11 protein-coding genes are annotated in these 18,882 nt (G+C 50.9%); all 11 read left to right on the top strand.

Going from position 1 to position 18,882, the window contains the following annotated elements; genetic code table 11:
• Nucleotides 1-2: 2 nt before the first annotated feature.
• Complete coding sequence (locus HW115_RS13210) at nucleotides 3-908, top strand: hypothetical protein (RefSeq protein WP_227021487.1); 906 nt, start codon at nucleotides 3-5, stop codon at nucleotides 906-908.
• A gap of 903 nt (nucleotides 909-1,811) precedes the next feature.
• Nucleotides 1,812-5,477, top strand: a complete 3,666-nt coding sequence (locus HW115_RS13205) for a hypothetical protein (protein ID WP_178933340.1) — start codon at nucleotides 1,812-1,814, stop codon at nucleotides 5,475-5,477.
• Nucleotides 5,478-5,525: 48 nt separating this feature from the next.
• Nucleotides 5,526-6,377 carry a hypothetical protein gene (locus HW115_RS13200; RefSeq protein ID WP_178933339.1) on the top strand — a complete coding sequence of 284 codons (852 nt, stop codon included), beginning with the start codon at nucleotides 5,526-5,528 and terminating at the stop codon, nucleotides 6,375-6,377.
• 24 nt (nucleotides 6,378-6,401) lie between these two features.
• Complete coding sequence (locus tag HW115_RS13195) at nucleotides 6,402-7,148, top strand: hypothetical protein (RefSeq protein ID WP_178933338.1); 747 nt, start codon at nucleotides 6,402-6,404, stop codon at nucleotides 7,146-7,148.
• A gap of 367 nt (nucleotides 7,149-7,515) precedes the next feature.
• Nucleotides 7,516-11,526, top strand: a complete 4,011-nt coding sequence (locus tag HW115_RS13190; RefSeq protein ID WP_178933337.1) for a hypothetical protein — start codon at nucleotides 7,516-7,518, stop codon at nucleotides 11,524-11,526.
• A gap of 11 nt (nucleotides 11,527-11,537) precedes the next feature.
• Complete coding sequence (locus HW115_RS13185) at nucleotides 11,538-12,452, top strand: hypothetical protein (protein WP_178933336.1); 915 nt, start codon at nucleotides 11,538-11,540, stop codon at nucleotides 12,450-12,452.
• A gap of 437 nt (nucleotides 12,453-12,889) precedes the next feature.
• Complete coding sequence (locus HW115_RS13180) at nucleotides 12,890-13,702, top strand: transporter (RefSeq protein WP_178933335.1); 813 nt, start codon at nucleotides 12,890-12,892, stop codon at nucleotides 13,700-13,702.
• 15 nt (nucleotides 13,703-13,717) lie between these two features.
• The gene (locus HW115_RS13175) at nucleotides 13,718-14,512 is read left to right on the top strand and encodes a metal ABC transporter ATP-binding protein (protein WP_178933334.1); all 795 of its coding nucleotides are present in this window, start codon (nucleotides 13,718-13,720) and stop codon (nucleotides 14,510-14,512) included.
• Nucleotides 14,509-15,831 (top strand): metal ABC transporter permease, encoded by a 1,323-nt coding sequence (locus tag HW115_RS13170; protein ID WP_178933333.1) that lies wholly within the window; start codon nucleotides 14,509-14,511, stop codon nucleotides 15,829-15,831. Before HW115_RS13175 ends, HW115_RS13170 begins: the two co-directional genes overlap by 4 nt.
• Complete coding sequence (locus HW115_RS13165) at nucleotides 15,828-16,787, top strand: metal ABC transporter permease (protein ID WP_178933332.1); 960 nt, start codon at nucleotides 15,828-15,830, stop codon at nucleotides 16,785-16,787. The genes HW115_RS13170 and HW115_RS13165 overlap by 4 nt, the downstream gene beginning before the upstream one ends.
• A 401-nt stretch (nucleotides 16,788-17,188) precedes the next feature.
• Nucleotides 17,189-18,733 (top strand): bifunctional phosphoribosylaminoimidazolecarboxamide formyltransferase/IMP cyclohydrolase, encoded by a 1,545-nt coding sequence (purH, locus tag HW115_RS13160; protein WP_178933331.1) that lies wholly within the window; start codon nucleotides 17,189-17,191, stop codon nucleotides 18,731-18,733.
• Nucleotides 18,734-18,882 lie beyond the last annotated feature (149 nt).

Raw genomic sequence — 18,882 nt, 5'->3', positions numbered from 1 at the left:
AGATGAGACCCATTTTATGTATTGTTTGCGCCATGATGGTGGGCTTGACCCCCTTGTTGGTGAATGCCGAAGGGGCTAAGCCTCAGCCTCAGCCTTTGTCGTTGAGGGTGCTTGCGATTGGTGAGTCTCCTCCACCAGAATACAGTCTTTACCGTTCCGAGGACGACGAGCCGGAGGAAGAGGGTTCCGAATCCAGCAAAGGGCGAGGTGCGGGTCCTCGGATTAGTGCGATTCCCATCATGAAGCCGGAAAATCTTGCCCATTATCCTCCGCGGCCGGTTTTTGTCAGTGTTGACAAGCGGGGAAAGATGATGCGTCCGATTCTTCTGACCCCCGGAAGTCTGAATCCAAGGTTTTGTGTGCTTAAACGGGAGAGTATTCAGCTCAGCAAGCGAAAGCAAGGGGGTGGGAAAATTGACCCCGCCAGGATGTCACCTTTACATAAGATTCGGGTTCCAGAGGCTAGTAATCATCTCTTGGTGATGTTGAAAAAGCTTGGGACAACCTATTCTTGGAAAGATTACCGCGTTCACACGGTCGATCTCTCACCGTCAAAAATTCCAGCGGGTCATGTGTATCTGTTGAATATGTCAAAGGCTCCGATACAGATGAAAGATGGGGCGGATAAGACGATGGAGCTGCGACCAGGTCAACGCATTTTGTCCAAACGTATTGACGAGAATCGTGCGATGCGCTTGATTTTTGAAGATGGGGTTCTTAAGAAGCAGGTTGCCCGTAAGTCCTTTAGATATAGCGACGAGATCCGTTATGTTGTTGTGGTGCAAGACCTTTTGAATAAAAAGCCAAACGGAGTGAAGCAGGGTGTGATGGTGATTCGTGAGCCTGTAGAGCTTCCCGAGTTACCACCTGCTCTCAAGCGTGACCTGAAAGAGGCCAGTGCGGATTGATCGCGTCTAGGCGATCGCTCCAAAGACGGAGTAGAAGTTTTTTTGAGGTGGCTGCAGATGGGGCTTGCCTGCCTCCTTTGTATGACCACCAGTAGGTAGCTGGGCAACGGATGTTAATACCAACTCAAAAAACTATCTGGTAGAATTTGAGGTGATCTAGTTTAACGATTGGCTTCGCAGGGAAAAGATTTCGGTAGCTTTGGCTCTTTCTCTGTGTCATGCCACTCCGCAAAACAGACGAGACGATTGATCGTTGTTGAGGTATGTGGAAAAGCACTGCGTGATCCATGAGAGTTCCGGATGAATGACTCCTTTGGCTTTGTTTCTCCTTAGTCATGGTGCCCGCACCATTCCTTCAACGTTCCTTGATAAAGAACAAAATCTACTCGAAAATTCTACCAGCTGCTTTTCCTCATTCGTATAAGGGTGGTTTAAACTTGGACCAGTTGATTTTCATGGTGATGTGCGGGGGGATGATGCCTTATGGCATCTCATCCTGAGCCTATAGTGCAGGTAGGAGATGATACTCGTGGCAGGCTTAGGTTGATAAAAATAACGATAGGGAAAAATATGTAGATAAATGCATGTCGTGTTGTGCTTGGAATCTGTCCTAATCGACGGTGAGTCGAGCCTCAAGGCTATGAAATGTTGAGTGTAAGAGTTTAAGCGGTCTGATTGATGATGATTGACAGGAAAGGTAGCAGACAGTGTCAGAACGATCCTATGGAGACATTTATTCAAAATAAATGATAACGTTATCGGGATTTGCGTCATTACTATGTGCGGGCTACGCTTTGGTATTAAAAAAGAGGTTTTGGTGGAAATTGACGATTGAATACAAAATATGTATTTACTTTGTATTTGGAAGATGGGTGAGCGTGTAGTATACTGACTTTAACACACATGAAAACACGAATAATGATGGATGCGAAACGGAGCTGCGGAGGTCAGGGGTTTGCCTTGGTTGCAACGATCTCTGTGATGGTATTACTGGTAATGATTGCGTTGGCAATGCTGTCCTTGTCAACCATTGAGCTGAGGCAATCTACGAGCACGAACTATCAGCAGGAAGCTCGCGCTAATGCCCGCATGGCCTTGATGATGGCTATCGGGGATTTGCAGAAACATGTGGGGCCGGATACCCGGGTAACCGCAAAGGCCTCAGTCTTGAGTAGTTCGGTGCAGCACCCTCACTGGGTTTCGGTTTTTAAAACTCGCCCAGATGAGAATTTGGAGCAGTCGACCGCGATTTCGGGGGATTATGTGGTGGCAAACCATGAGCATGAGTTGTATTTGACGGATAATCGAGAGGGTCAAAAACCTCAAGCGGTGGCGCATTTGGTCAGTGGCAGTGATGAATATGACCCTGGGAAGTCGATTCCCAGTGATGACAGCGTGTTGATTTTGGATGCTGGCGATTCTAACAACGATGTCCGGGTGCCTCTGGTTGATGTTGCAGGCTCACGTTACGCTTACTGGGTTTCGGATAATAGTACCAAGTTGCTCTATAATCGGTCGAATCCGTTTAGCAAGGATGGCAACAGTGCGGCTTCGTCTAATCAGGATGATGTGTATGGGTCGAGTGTCGCGCAAACCCCCAATTTGGATAAGCTGCAGGTCAATGGTATAGCTCCCTTTGCCGGGCATAGCGCGATGGAATCCGATGAGTTGGACAAAGGTTTGACATATGACACCTCGAGATTGTTGTTCAACGGCTTGGATATTGATGGGCTGAAGCAGGCTTACCACACCGTAACCGGAGACTCAGCGGCGGTATTTGCGAACACGATGAACGGAGGCTTGAAGCAAGATTTAACGGCGTTTATCGAAAATGGGGATATGAGCCCATCCACGGATGAGGCCAATTTGAATCTGCCGGAGCTAACATTATCGACGCCTATCATCAAAGGGGCTCACCACAATATGACGTCTCCTCGCTTTGGGGTGTTGAAGGATTGGGCTGATATGCGATTCCGTGCATCCGGAGGGTCGGGCAACGTGACCATCGCTCCTCAAATTCCAGAGAATACCTTTCGTCAGAATTTTTCCCGCTCGCTGGCTCTGAAACGACGGGATTTGACCAATGTGGATGCAAATTATCTGCAGCCGATAGTGGTGGAATCCTCACTTGGTTGGGACTTTTCACCCTATAAACAAGGGACGACGGAGTTTTTGCGGACACATATTTTTCCACGCTTGATTCTCTGGAACCCATATAATGTTACCCTCGAGGAGCGCCGTTACGTGATGTTGACCAATACTCCATATTACGGAGGTTTCCATTACCGTGATACAAGTTTTCGAATTTATTATGCCAGTTTGATTGGGATGTCCAAGGGGGCTCACGGCAATCCTGGTTGGTCGTTTCCCGGCTTTGTTACGGTGCCCGTCACGTTGGGACCAGGTGAGTGCAAGGTGTTCAGCCCGGACATGCAGAATTCCAAAGGAAGTTTGGTCGCTGGAAGGGGGCGGAGATATGACCCTATGGATTTTGCCAGCAATGTGCTGACTCCGGATAGCGCCCCCAGTTCGGATAACTTTTTCTGGGACAGCAATACGCAACTGACGGATGCCGAGACAACGGATAACATGAATAAGAGTTACGGCTTCAGTGGAAACTCAAACAATTTCTTTGGCTGGTATGAGTTGGCATCGGATGAATACATGGTTCTGCAGTCCAAATCGAATGCTTCGGGTTCGGTATCGATCCAGTCGCTGACGAGCAGTGATGACTATGAAACCATTGGCCATTTTCTGGCTCAAAACAATGCGGAGGCCCGTTACGGAAAATGGTATGCGGCTCAGCACTCCCAGCACGCTGCGAACGGAACTTTGTATTTCCGCGATATGAGTCAGTGGCCAGCCGATCGGCTTCCACCTCGCTTGTGGCGCCGTGGAATTCGGATGCAGTGGTACGATGAGTCAGCCGAAAGCACGACGGTGAGCCACTACAAGTCTGAGCCTAGCCGTTTGACTACACCGCTTATTGCTACGACTAACTTGCGAGGCGGTATACTCAACCACCCCAGTGCTCTGGGGGTGAGGGTTCAGCGGGGGTGGCAAATTCCCAACCTGAATAGCCATCTCTATTTCCGGCAACCAACCGACCCGGAAGAGCTGAAATCATTTTTCCCTCCGTCTCCTATCGGGCGCCCTTCGGATGGATACCCGACCGAAATCGTACTGTATGATGTTCCGCGTCGAGATATTGGTCTGTTTTCTTTGGGGCAGTTCCAGCATGCCCAGTATTCGTACCTTGCTTGGCATCCCTCGTTTATTTTGGGCTCGAGCTATTCGACCACCCAGAGTGATCTGGATGCGACAGCATTGAGAGATAACACCAAGCAGCAAGGGTGCAGCTCACCTTTTATCGTGACGGATCCAGCCCGCTGGTCCAGCAGTTCGTCCAATTGGGGGAACGGCACGTATAATGCGACCAACGTGATGCAGAGTGCGGCGTCTGATTCCACATCGACCAATAAACACGGTGACGAGGTGGTGATCTATGATATCGCCTACGAATTGAATCATTCGTTTTGGGATGGCTATATGTTGTCGGGTATCCCTCATTCGGGAAGTAAAGACAACCGCTCCGTTTCTTGGGATGGATTGACCCCTCTGCCCGTGTCCCATTACCTGCCCAGGGCGACGGAAACCAAGACTGTAGATCAGACGATACAAAAACTGCAGAGTGAGCCGGAGTATGCCTTTTATCATTCGGCCGAGTTTTTGATGAATCATGGAGCTTTGAATGTGAACTGTGACAGTAAGGAGGTTTGGAAAGCCTATTTGCTGAGTTTGCAGGACAAAGACCATCCGAACCTGGCTAGTGATGGTAGTGGAGGGTCCGGAAACTCTCCCATCACGCGCAGTCTGCTTCCCGGAGAGGGGGGCTCATCCTCAATCTCCAGTGTGGTGGAGGAAAAAGCATGGAATGGATTCCGTAGTCTGACGGAGTCTGAAGTGGAACGCCTGGCGGAAGAGCTTGTCAAACAGGTTAAGGAGCGAGGCCCCTATCTTTCCTTGGCTGATTTCGTCAACCGCCGGTTGAATGAGATTCCTGAGCAAAACTATCAGGGAGCGATGCAGGCTGCCATTGATCAGGCTGGGATCAATACCAATTTGAAGCAGAGTTATGGCGGATACGATTCTGACAGAACCATTGAGGATACCCAGCAGCTGATCACGGTAGTGAACAGGGTGGATTATAAAACGGCTGGGCTACCTGGTTATTTCAGTCAGGGCGATCTGCTGACCGTTTTGGCCCCATCGCTGACGGCTCGTGGAGATACCTTTACCGTTCGTGCCTATGGTGAAGCCAGGGATGCCAGTGGAGTCCGGGTCATGGCGAGGGCTTACTGTGAAGCCGTGGTCCAGCGTGTGCCCGAGTATGTCGACACTAGTGATCAAGCGATTGAGCCGGTCCGGGTTTATAATGAGACAAATCACGAATGGGAGCTGAACCGGGTTTCGGGAGGTGGCGACGAGGGCTTGTCCGGAGTGAATTTACGTTTTGGCCGCCAATTCAAGGTTACCAAATTCCGTTGGCTTTCCCCCGCCGAGGTCTAGGACGTGATCGTCGAAACTTGAGAAGACAAAAAAACAGATTAGACTACGATGATGAAAGGTAAGAAATGGATATGGAGCCTGCTGGTATTGATCGGCTTGGTGTGTCCTCGGGTGGCTCAGAGTAAATCAGATGAGGAGAAGCCGGCGTATGAGGTCTCTTTTGTGGTGGTGGGGGCACGTTCGGATGCTTATTGGGTTGGTGACGGCCCGGATATGAAAGTGTTTGCCCATGACCCTGGGGCGGCTCCACCCAGAGATATTTTTATTGCTACGGGTAAAAAACAGTCTGGCGTGGCTTCCGGTGAGGAGAAGCGCAAGCGCTTGATGTTGGCATTGAATGTGCCGACTGAGCGTGTGCAGTTGCGGACCTCCAAATGTGATTTGAGTGCCCGCTTGCAATCTGGAGAGGATATCAGTTACAAAAAATACACTTCGGCTCAGCTGCCTCCGGTGATTGGAGAATACACGGTTTTTATGGCCCGTCAGCCCAAGCACAAAACTTGGAAAGAGCCCCAGCGTTTGATCCTATCTGATTCCGAGGCCCGTTTTCCCAAAGGGGCTGTGAGAGTGGTGAACCTCGCTGACCGCCCGGTTTATATTCAAAAGGGCAAAAAGGTGCTGGGGCATTTGGCTCCCAGAAAGAGTGTGGTCATTAAAAAAGCGCTGAATGCAAAACAGCCAGAAGTGATTAGTTTGTGGTATACCCACAAGGGGCGGAAAGTTCCCGCCTTTCGTAGAGCGTTGAACTATCAAGATGATCAGCGACTGAATATTGCCTGCACTTACGTTCCGAAGCGTTCGAGACCTTTGTTATCCCAGCTATTTTTGACGGCCAAGCCTTTGCCAAAACCTGAGGTGCCCAAAAAAAAGAGTGACACCCTTCAGGCCTCCAGTTCATAATGGAACGGAAGTCTGGAAATCGTCATGAAAAATAGAGTATGTGTGTTAGGGGCCTTGGTTTGTTTGATCTCACTTGCTTGGGTGTGGGCTCAGGAAGAAGCTCCCCAGGACCCTCCGCAAAAAGTCGAATACAAGTTGTCGATGATCGCTGTTGGCGAGCGATCTGATGCTTATTGGGAGGGTGATGATGAGGAAATGCAAGTGCATGCGAGACGCCCGGAAGCAGCACTACCTTCCGCCTTGAGCTTGATGGCTGGCAGCTCTTCTCAGGATGTGAAGTTGAGGCTGAATGTTCCATCGCCGCGTTATGTTTTTACGTCGTCGGCTTTCCGATTAATGAAGGGAAAGACGGAGACGTATACCTCGGTAAGGATGCCGGAGAAAGGGGGGGCGTATAGTTTGTTTCTGACCCAAAATGAGGAAAAAAAATCCTGGATGGCCCCCTCGCTCTTCATTGTTCCTGACGGGTTGGATGTGTTTCCTTCCGGGTCGCTTCGAGTGGTCAACGTTTCAACTTTGCCTTTGGAGATTCACTTGGGTGATGAGCTTGTTAAAACCTTGGAGCCCCAATCATGGCATGTCCTACAAGGTGTTCTCGATGAAGAGAAGGTCAAAACCTTGGCTTTATGGTACACCCATGAGGAACGAAGACGCCCGGCTTTCAGGCGTCAATTAGCAGGGATGGCAGGAAAGAGAATGAATATTTCCTGCTCCGTTTCTCGCCGGGAAGGCCGCCCTGTGGCTTCCCAGTTTTTTGAGAATATCCGCTAAGTTGAGCTGGCCTCTGGCTTTACCGGTCGTTGTTGGGCATCTGATCCCAGGGGATGGTCCTGCCTCATGGTGGACCGGCCTTTTGACGTTGCGCATGGGCGGGATCTGAAAGATGTCACATCTTTGATGTCTGGTTGCCAGATCGTTTGGAATGTATAAACGAAAATAGCATCTACATCTTGTCATGAACAGGGCTCTGAAAGGAGCTTTTGCCTCTGAAAGGAGCTTTTTTCCGCAAATTCATTTTCACGATTGTGACATGAAACGCGGTGAAGGGTAAGGGAATTGTCAAAAGTGGCAGAGAAATGTATTTGCTTTGTAATTGGAAGTTAGGATTTCGTATGTCATATTGTCCGACAACACACACATGAAAAATAGTAAAACAATGCGTATGGGATGGAGTTCTTATCATCGGGGATTTGCTCTGGTGGCTACCATTTCTGTGATGGTATTACTGGTAATGATTGCCTTGGCAATGCTTTCGATGTCGACGATTGAGGTTAGGCAGTCGAGTCATATATTTCATCGTGAGGCAGCTCGGGCGAATGCAAGAATGGCTTTGATGCTTGCCATTGGGGAATTGCAAAAATACGCAGGGGCAGACCAAAGGATGACGGCCAACGCTTCGATTCTTGATGCCAACCCCTTCACCGATCGTATTGAGGGTTTGAATAATCCGAACCTTCTGGGGGTTTGGAAAAATACGAACGATGAGGGGTATCCGATGATTGGAAAAGATAGTTCGGAGACGGGAGAGTCAGTGTATAGCACGAGGGATTATTATAAAGATCTTCGGTTTTCCGATCCTCAATATCGTAACAACGCATGGAGAAATAATCTACGTCTGACGTGGCTTGCCAGTTTTCAAGGCGACAAGACCAATGCGCATAAATTGGCCTTGTCTGATGGTGATGATGAGGTTGTCACTCTGCTAGGACGGGGGACTCTGGGGGACGGTTTGGATAGTACCCGTTATGATCGGGAGAAAATTCTGGTTCAAAAAATTGAAACTGACAATGGGCAGACCATGGGGGCTTATGCATGGACGGTCATGGATAATAACCAGAAGGCATCCATTGTGGTGCCTAATGAAACCACGGAGGACCGGGTAAGTCTGGCTGCCAGTCAGACGGATAAGTTGGCAGGTTTGGCGGAGAGTAAAGGGGCTGATTATGGTGCCTATGCAGATTTTGACGAATCGATTGAAAACAGCGGGAAGTTGATTGTTTCATATGGGAATACACCACTCAGTGTTTCGAATGTGGACGATGTGAGGGTGGCTCTCGGTCAGGATTTTAACCATTTTACGATCGACGGCGCGGGCTTGTTTACCAACCCGGTATATGGTGGCTTGAAGAAGGATCTGACACCTTTGCTGTTCGGAGAGCCATCACAAACGACCGTCAACTATGCCTCCCCCTCGCCAACAACGGCCGCCCATGACTTTTCAAGTAATTACCCGATTATCCCCGGTCCCCGACACTTGGCTCATGGGCCTTCATTCGACGCCCTGCGCTATTGGGGGAAACAAAAATACTTATCTGGTATGGCGAGTGGGGAAATCGAAATTGATACCTCGGTAGATTCCTCGGCAATGCGGCGTAGGCCGGTGCTCAGGTGGAGGGGCGATGAAAATGATGGATATACGTTTAGAGCCAAGGATTGGGCCGCCAAGTATCCCAAGCATTTCCCCGTAATGACAGATGCCAGATTCCATTATTATTTCGGGCTTTCCGGAGCCGAGACCAACAACCGTATTCAGACGCACATCGTGCCCAGGGTTTGTATGTGGAACCCCTACAACGTGGATATCAAAGTGCCCGAAATGGTGGTGCTGATGCCTAACTTTTTCTGGTCGGGAGGCAATTTTGATTTTAAAATTTCGGATACAGAGCGCAACCGGCTCAAACAGAAATACCCATCGGATTCAAATTTGCAGAAATGGGGAGGTGTGTTCAAACACCATTGTAGAGCGGTTAATTTTAGGGATTTGGATTCAGAAACCGGACTGTTCCCTGCGAGCCGCTTCCTTGGATTTACTTTGGAGCCTACCGTGATTCCAGCTGGTGACTGTCTGGTGTATTCCCCATCTCCGAGCTCCGGAAAAACGGCTGGAGGGATTACGCTCGGGCGTTATGATCCACGCAATATCTCTCAGAACCGATTGAGCCCAGATGTTCCTCAGGGGGAGGACCATTTTTATCATGAGGTGGAACGGCTTCCTTATTACCAATACAATGAGGACCGTAATGGCGATGGTAAAAATGAGACATACACCGTTACCATACCAGCCAGTATGTTGAATGAGTTCAGGTTGGAGGAGGTGGAGCGTTACGAACCTTGGGTGATAGCTTATGATAATTTTAACTTTGCCCTTAAATCTCCCAACAGTGGAGGTGTCCAGGCCTTGACAGCCAAGGAGATTTCCGAGAGTTCCCAGTATCCAACTATCCAACTGATCAATGGTGGTAATGGGGGGGCTCATACATATTCATTTTGGTATTACGCTTGGTGGTGGGGGAACAGCCAAAGCGCATCTGGCAACCAGTTTGGTAAGTTGCAGGCCTTTGAGGTCAATCCAACCAAGAACGCACCGGACGTGCATCAAATCGGATCCAAGCTTTTGTGGTTCGACGAATCGTCAACCGAAGGGAATGCGCCACCTTTGAGGGTTGCTCGCTGGAAAACTCCGGACCATATCGCATTCAACCCGGCGATCATTGCCAACTGGAATGTGCGGCCTCATCTCAGCTCGCGCTCACCGGCATCGATCTGTGCATGGGAGTGGTATGTGACCAGTTCCGGGGCCTGGTTGAACTCCTTTTCTCCTGCCGCTCCGCGGGATGCCTATGATTTGCCCGGTTTGAACGATCGAAACCAGTATGCGAAGTTTCCATTTGGTGCTGCTAGCAATTTTCCCGGTATGACAGGAGCGGCACTCTTTGATATGCCGAACGCCGACTATGGAGCATTGTCCCTGGGGAAACTCAGGCACGCTCAATTGAGTCCTTATTCGTGGCATCCAAGTTATATCGTCGGTTCGTCCCTGGTGGATCTGCATGCTCCATTTGATGCATCGGCCCACCCTGATGCGGGTGAGGATCTGAGCACTTCGGATGTTCCGTCCCAGTGGGACTATCTTGTGGGGGGAGTCAGCCCGTTTAAATATCAATACGGACCGAGGACATGGATGCCTCAATCGGATGGATTGCTGCAGATTGCGGGACAGGCTGAAAATGTGACGATCAATGGAAAGAGCATCTCCACCCGCGAAGAGATGTTGGCCTATGACATTGCTTATGAAACAAACCAAGGACTGTGGGACCATTTCTTCTTATCTGGTTTGAAAATGAACAGTGGCGGGAATGCCTTTGTGAATGAGGCCTTGGATTCTGACAATTTGTGGAACCCCCGGTACACGGCGAATCAGGATACGATCGTCCCTCGTTCCGAACTTGAGTCCTTGTTGTCGCAGAGCGCCGGAATGCAATTCGCCTTCTGGCACGCCGCATACACATTGAAAAATAAGGCGGCATTCAACGTCAATTCCACGTCGATTCCAGCGTGGACGGCATTCCTTTCCGGAATTCGGAGCGTGGAGCGTGAAAAACCGGATGGAGGAACGCTTGGAGGTGACGGCCTGTCTGTCTTTTCAAGGTTGGACGAGCCGGGGGGGACTGCGACGACCGCATCCGCCAACCCGAATCAAAAGGATGCCTGGCTCGGAGGAAGAACGCTGAGTGACGATGAATTGGCAGAACTTGCGGAGGCCATCGTGATTCAAGTCAAAGCCAGAGGGCCCTTTGTTTCATTGGCTGATATGGTGAACCGACGCCTGATGCCTGCAATTGGAGGTAATCCAGACATTCGTTCGCGTAAGGGTACGATTGAAGCTGCCATCGAGCAGGTCGATTTGAACGATGAATTTACCCAAGGTGTTTGGAAGAGAAGAACCTTTGCCGAGAATGATAATAATAAGGAGGAGTTCAAATTGGATTATTCCAAATACCTCGATGAATCAAAAGCCTGGGGGGCACCCGGATTTTTGACACAAGCAGATATTCTTGAGCCTCTGGCTCCATCCATGACCGTTCGTGGGGATAGTTTTACGATTCGCTGTTATGGAGAATCGCGTGAAGGAGATACGGTGAAGGCGGTGGCTTATCTGGAGGCTGTTATTTGCAGAATGCCGGATTATGTCGAGCCCGTGATGGTCGGGAAGCCTTCAGGCGGTGGTAATTTACCAACGGACCCCGCCATCCAGATGGATTACGCCACAGGTGAGATCGACCAGTCGCAGCTGACCGAGAGAAACAAGCAATTTGGGCGTCAGTTTAAAATCAAGTCCTTGAGGTGGTTGTCCACGAACGAAGTTTAATAGATCATTTCATGAATACATTTACTCTATCAGGGATCCTTGCCGCGCTCTTTTGCTGTGGTGTTGCTTTGGCTCAAGAAGCCGCGCCCGAGGTTCCCAGCGAGAAAAAACCGAAGGAGGGGTTGGAGCAGCCCAAACTCGGATTGATTGCCTTGGGGCCGAAGCCCATCAGACGCTATCGGATGCCAAACGAGAAGGATAAAGAAAAAATCCGAGCGAAAATGGCGGAAATGGAAAAGTCAGTCGATCCCACTGCCGGTGGACCGAAAGGAGGAGGCCCCGGGGGGCAGGCAATCATGCTGGACGTCCCTGAGTTTGCCGCACCCCCAAGCCAAGCCTATTACCGTAAAACCATAGAGGGCGAAAAAAAGTGGACCAGTTTGGCGATCGGATTCAACAATCAAGTGGGTTTGTCGAAGGTCCCCGCGATGAAAGAATTTAGCCTGTACCGTAAGCTGGATGGTCAAAGCGGTGGTGATGCTCTGGTTCGGATGCCGGCCTTAAAACCGAATACGCAAACTTTGGTGTTTCTTACGCCTCAGGGGAAAGGCTCAAACCGTTGGAGATCGTCACCCAAGTTAACAGCGGTTCCTTTAAACTGGTCAGAACAGGGAGATACCCGATTGCTTCTGGTGAACACATCTGACCAAAGTGTAAGGATGCAGGTAGGAAAACAAAAACCTTTTACGATGGCGGCTCATACTAAAAAAAGCCTGAATTTGCCTAAGGGGAAGCGTGGTCAGAGGGTGGTTTTTTTCGCAAAAGGCGCCAAGGATAAAAAAATTGCGATTCAGGATTCCATCCGGCCTGTTCCGGGCCTGATTAAAGTGTACGCCTTTTACTCGGCTCAGCCTAAAACCAATGGAGGCCGCACGCTCGGCGTCTACCGAGGGGGATACGACCGGCCCGATGATAAAAGCTCCTAGTCATACCACTCGGCAAAACAGACGAGACGATTGATCGTTGTTGAGGTATTTGGAAAAGCACTGCGTGATCCATGAGAGTTCCGGATGAATGACTCCTTTGGCTTTGTCTCTCCTTAGTCATGGTATCATACCACTCCGCAAAACAGATGAGACGATTGAAAGTTTTAAAGCTGTGAGGAAATGCACTTCGTGGTGTACCAGAGTTCCGGATAAATTTCTGTTCTGACTGCGTTTCTCCTCAGTCATGGTGCCCGCACCATTCCATCGTCGCGCCTTGCCATAACAGAAATTTATCTCGGCAATCGTCCCGTCTGTTTTGCTACTTGGTATCAGTCATCGCTCTCTCATTGCCATGTTTGGGATAAGCTTTGATTATTAAAATTAGCCTTGGCTAATTTTAGGTTGACGCTCGTTCTCCTCTCGACTACATCCACGCCATGACGAAATCGATAGGGGTGATCGTAGGAATGCAAGTTGTTATGAGCTCGGTCTGGGCGGGTGAAGTCCATCTGGAGCCTGAACAAAAGAGGATCGCATTACGGCCTTTGGAAGCGGATCGGCCGGACGCGACGGAGAGTCCTCGCACGGTGGATGCAGGGCATTTTCAGATAGAATCGAGTGTCTTGGGATACTCTCGTGATCGTAGTGATGGGGTGAAGCAGGACGCCTGGACCTGGGGGGAGACCAATCTGAAGTATGGATTGAATGATTCGATGGATCTGCAGCTGGTGGTGGTGCCGTATGTTTATGAAAAGACGAGATTCCAGGGGCAGACGGAGGTCAATGAGGGCATGGGCGACCTGACCTTGCGTTTGAAGTGGAACCTCTGGGGGAATGACGGGGGCGATACGGCGATGGCAGTCTTTCCCTACCTTAACATGCCGAGTGGCACGGATGTCAGCCATGACAAGTGGGAGGGAGGGGTGATTTTCCCCTGGGCCATGAATGTTTGTGAGGGGGTGGGCTTTGGCTTACAGGCTGAGTTTGCCTATGTGTGGGATGACGAGGACCGGGATTATGATATGGATTTTTTGCACACGGCGGTGATTGGCTACGATGTGACGGAGCAGCTGGGTGTGTATTTGGAATACTTGGGCGTAGCGGGTGACCATCCTTACGAAGCCTACGCGAGCGGCGGGGTGACCTGGGCATTCACAGACTTATTTCAGTGGGATGTCGGGCTGGTCCTTGGACTCAACGACGATGCCGAGGACTTGAATACCTTTACCGGATTTACGGTTAAATTTTAACCTCACACATGACTGATGAAGCCAAGCCCTGAAGCTTTTATTCCAGCTCTTGAGACCCACGATCTGACCGTGACGTACCACAAACGGCCAGTGCTGTATGGGGTGGATGTTGCCATCCCCGAAGGCAGCCTGGTTGGATTGATTGGACCAAACGGTGCCGGGAAATCGACCTTGATTAAATCGATCATGGGCGTGATTCCTTCATCGGGAGGGTGGGTGAAGGTGTTTGGCAAGTCGCTCAAGCAGAACATCCATCGGGTGGGTTATGTGCCGCAGCGCGAAAGCGTGGATTGGGATTTTCCGGTGACGGTGATGGATGTGGTGATGATGGGGACCTACGGGCGCCTCGGCTGGTTTCGTAGGCCCGGGAAAGAGGAAAAACGAAGGGCGCACGAAGCCTTGGATAAGATTGGGATGTTGCCGTACGCCAACCGACAGATTGGCAATTTGAGCGGGGGACAGCAGCAGCGGGTCTTTTTAGCCCGGGCTCTGGCACAGAACAGTGATTTGTATTTGATGGACGAGCCCTTTGTCGGGGTGGATGCCGCGACGGAAGCTGCGATAGTGACTCTCCTCAAGGAGATGCGGGCAGAGGGAAAAACGGTTCTGGTGGTGCACCACGATTTACAGACCGCAAGCGATTACTTTGATCGCTTGATGTTGCTCAATATGCGCTTGTTAGCTTATGGCCGAACCGAGGAAGTGTTCACTCCCGAGTTGCTGCAAAAGACCTATGGAGGGCGTCTGACCTTGTTGAGTGAAGTTGCGGACCGTGCTGCGAAAATGGCGGAAGAAAACGGAAACCGATGAGTCTGATTTTGGAAATCTTGGAGAGCTTGATTCCCGCCTCATCTGTCGGGAAGGCATGGATGGCGGCTGTTCTCTTGGGGGTGGGTTGCGGATTGTTAGGGTGTTTTGTCGTCTTGCGGCGAGAGGCTTTGATGGGGGATGCCATTTCTCATGCGGTTCTTCCCGGGGTCGTGGCAGGGCTGGTGTATAGTCCCGATCGTAATTTGGCACTGATCCTAGCATGTGCTGTTATGGCTGGTCTTTGCGGTGTGGGAGTGGTGCGGGTCTTGGAGCGCACAACGCGGTTAAAGCCAGATGCTTGTCTCGCTTGTGTTTTAGCATTGTTTTTTGCTTTGGGGCTGGTGTGGCAATCGAAGTTTCAGTCTGAGACGGTGGGGGTGATGCATTTTTTATTTGGAAATATTGGTTCGATTGATGGCAATGACCTGAAGATGATGCTGGTGTCGGTGGTGTTGATTTCCGTAATGGTGGTGACGATGCGGCGACCGTTGTTGGTGATGAGTTTTGATCCGGGGTTTGGTCGGGCCTTAGGTTTTCCGACATGGTGTTTGGAGTTTCTGTTTTATACTTTGTTGACCTTCGCGGTTGTCGTCTCCTTACAAGCTGTCGGCGTGGTTTTGGTATCGGCGATGTTAATTACGCCAGCGGCCTCTGCGTATCTACTGACCGATCGTTTTGATCGGATGTTGCTGTTATCCATGTTGCTGGGGATTCTCAGCGGGGTGATCGGGGCTTGGATGTCGACTTCTATGAGTCGGATGCCGACCGGGCCGGTGATGACTCTGGCGGCCAGTGGGGTGTTTGTTTTGGTCTACCTCTGCGCCCCCAGGCACGGGGTATTGGCCAAAAGTTTGCGTCTGGCGCGTAGGCGGCGATTGATACGCAGGGAAAATACCCTGAAAACGATCTACCACATTCTTGAGGAAGAAGGGTTCAGTCATCGTGATGTGAGTGTGATGATGATTGCGTCCAAGAGAAAGGAAGCGGAAGACCATGTGCACCTCACCTGTGAAGGGTTACAGCGCCAAAGCCTGATTTTGTTTTCTGAGGACAAACGTTCCTTGAGCTTAACGGATTCAGGGTGGAGGCGGGCGATGGAGTTGGTGAGAAACCATCGCCTCTGGGAGCTTTATTTGACCCGAGAAGCCAACTATGCAGATGACCATGTGCATGAAGATGCGGAAAAAATTGAGCATCTTTTGGGGCCGTCGATGATCCGCCAGCTGGAGAAGGATCTCGATTTTCCTAAATTGGATCCTCATGGGAGACCGATACCTCGAGTGGATGCCGGGTATCCAACCGGGAGCTTGCCGCTATGAGTGTGTATTTAAACCAACCATGGGAGGTGTTTGGTATCGGAGCCTTGTGGCTGGTGCTGATGGCCTTTTTTGTGGCGCTTCCTTGCTCACAGCTCGGATCGTTTTTGATGTTGAGGCGGATGTCCCTGACCGGAGATGCGATTAGCCATTCGGTTTTTCCCGGTGTGGTGCTGGCTTTTCTTTTAACCGGAGATTTGGCGTCACCTTGGTTAATCATCGGTGCGGGCTTGGCCGGCTTGCTGGCTACTGTTCTGATTGAGTTGGTCCACAAGTGGACGAGGGTGAAGCAGGACGCTGCTACCGGTATTTCATTTACCGCCTTATTTGCCTTGGGCGTGGTAATGATGGAAACCATGTTGGGGCAGCATGTGGATCTGGACTTGGACTGTGTGCTGCACGGCAGGCTCGGGCTGCTGCTCGAAGAGGATACGGTGACATGCTTTGGGCTGGCGTGGCCCGGGCTGGTGGTGGTGATGGCCGCTGTGGCGGTGGCGGCGCAGTTGTTGATGGCCTTTTTTTTCCGGGTGTTGCTGCTTAGTTCCTTTGATGCGGGTTTGGCTGCATCTTTGGGGTATCGCCCGGCCTTGGTTCATTACGGTCTGATGCTGACAACTTCGATGGTGGTGGTGGCTGCTTTTCAATCGGTGGGCGCGATCCTGGTGATTGCACTCCTGGTGCTACCCGGAGCTACAGCGTATCTGTGTACCCACCGAATCAGGATCATGATGGTCCTTGCCGCCATCCACGCACTGTTGTCTGCTATCGGAGGTCTTTATTTGCATGTGTGGTTAAATACCAATATGTCGGCATCGGTGGTGGTCAGTGGTGGCATTTTACTGGTCCTCGCCTGGCTGCTTGGCCCTGTAGACGGGGTGATCTGGAAATGGATGGCGGAAGAGCCAGATCAATCGGAACAAGGTTTGGATCAAGCAACGAATAGCCAACCCAGAGACTGATGCCTCTGGGTTATCAGAGAGCGAGGATCTGGTTTTGATCACTGCTTATCTGATCGATGTCGTTTCCAACTGGCGAGTAGACCAAGTGCCATCAGGGAAACGGTTCTCGGTTTAGGAATAGGTGGGCCTTCATCGGTGACCACAATTCTGCCCGGGTTGAGCGTATCGAGTTCGCAGACATCCCCTTTGCGTCCTGTTGTGGTATAAAGAGGAGGCTGTTTGTGCTTCGGTGTATTCTTGGTTCCTTTAATTGTTGCCTTGAATCTAAGGGTCCTTGCTTGGTTGAAAGCCGCAAAAATGAAGGCTGATGGGCGCATGCGGTCAGGATTGTTTCACATTCCGCTTGCCCCGGGGGGGCGGGGACGCTAGTTGGGTGGGGCCCATTTCCGGGTGATTGTATTATGGCTATTCAACGTGCACTTCTCTCTGTTTCCGATAAATCCGGCCTGATCGACTTTGCCAAAGGTTTGGTTGATCTGGGTGTCGAGCTTCTTTCCACGGGGGGGACCTCAAAGGCCCTCCGCGATGCCGGACTACCGGTTCTCGATGTATCCGACTTCACCGGGGCTCCTGAACTGTTTGAAGGTCGGGTCAAAACCCTGCACCCCAAGGTGCATGGTGGTTTGCTCCATAAGCGGGATGATGAGGCTCACTTAAAGCAAGCGAAACAAAACGACATTCCTCCCATCGATTTGGTGGTTGTGAATTTATACCCCTTTGAAGAGACGATTGCCAAGGATGGTGTAACGCTTGACGAAGCGATTGAAAATATCGACATCGGAGGTCCATCCATGCTGCGTAGCGCGGCCAAAAACTACCAGAGTGTCACCGTGGTGACTTGCCCCAAGGATTATGATCGGGTTTTGGACGAAATGAAGCAGCATGATGGTGATACGTCCTTCAAACTACGTGAGGAACTCGCTGTGAAGGTGTTTTTACGCACTTCGAGTTACGATACGGCGATCACCAATTACCTTTCCCAAGCGGGTGAGAGCACACGCTCCCACCTGACCATTAGCCTACCACTCGACCGCGAGCTCCGCTACGGCGACAACCCTCATCAAGCGACCACCCTTTATGGTAATTTCAGCGATGTCTTTACCCAGCTTCAGGGTAAGGAGCTGAGCTACACCAATATTCTGGATATTGAGGCTGCATCCGATCTGATCACGGATTTTGTCCGCCCAACGGTGGGGATTCTCAAGCATACCAACCCCTGCGGTGTCGGACAGGACGATGAGGATTTACGCAAGGCCTGGAAACTGGCATACGAAACGGATACCCAGGCTCCATTTGGCGGGGTGATTGTTTGCAATCGGCCACTGACCGAAGGTCTGGCGCGGATCATTTCTACGATTTTTACCGATGTGATTATCGCCCCGGGCTTTGACCCGGAAGCGCGCGCGATCCTTCAAAAGAAGAAGAATCTTCGCTTAATCAAGTTGAACGTGGATGCCTGGGAAGGCGTGCGTAAAGCTCCTGTTGTCCGCTCCGCACCGGGTGGCATGATGGTTATGGGTAGAGATCACACCGTGCTCGGCCTCGATAACTTGGAAGAGCGCGTGGTGACCAAACGTCCACCAACAGGGGATGAAATGAGGGCGATGCGCTTTGGTTGGCGCGTGGTGAAACACGTGAAGTCGAATGCCATCGTTTACTGTGGAGCCGATCGGACACTTGGTATTGGTGCCGGACAGATGAGTCGGGTGGATTCTTCCCGGATTGCGGTCTGGAAGTCAAAGGAGGCCGGATTGTCTCTGCAGGGCTCTGTGATGGCATCGGATGCCATGCTTCCTTTTGCTGACGGATTGCAAACGGCGATTGATGCCGGTGCCACCGCATGTATCCAGCCGGGAGGATCGATTCGTGATGAAGAAGTCATTGCGGCTGCGGATGCTGCCGGTATTGCGATGGTCTTTACCGGGCACCGCCACTTCAGACACTAAAGCTCAACAATACATAGGATTTGATACGCCAGAGTGGGGAGACCTACTCTGGCGTTTTGTTTGGTGTGCCCGGCAGGGCGCACCGACTTGGGGGGGAAGCCCCTTCGCGGGGTTCATACAATCAGTTCATGGTGGGACAAATAGACAAA

The organism is Oceaniferula marina (assembly GCF_013391475.1).
Lineage (GTDB): Bacteria > Verrucomicrobiota > Verrucomicrobiia > Verrucomicrobiales > Akkermansiaceae > Oceaniferula > Oceaniferula marina.
Note: the sequence above shows the minus strand (reverse complement) of the source record. Positions and strands in the feature narration are given on the sequence as shown.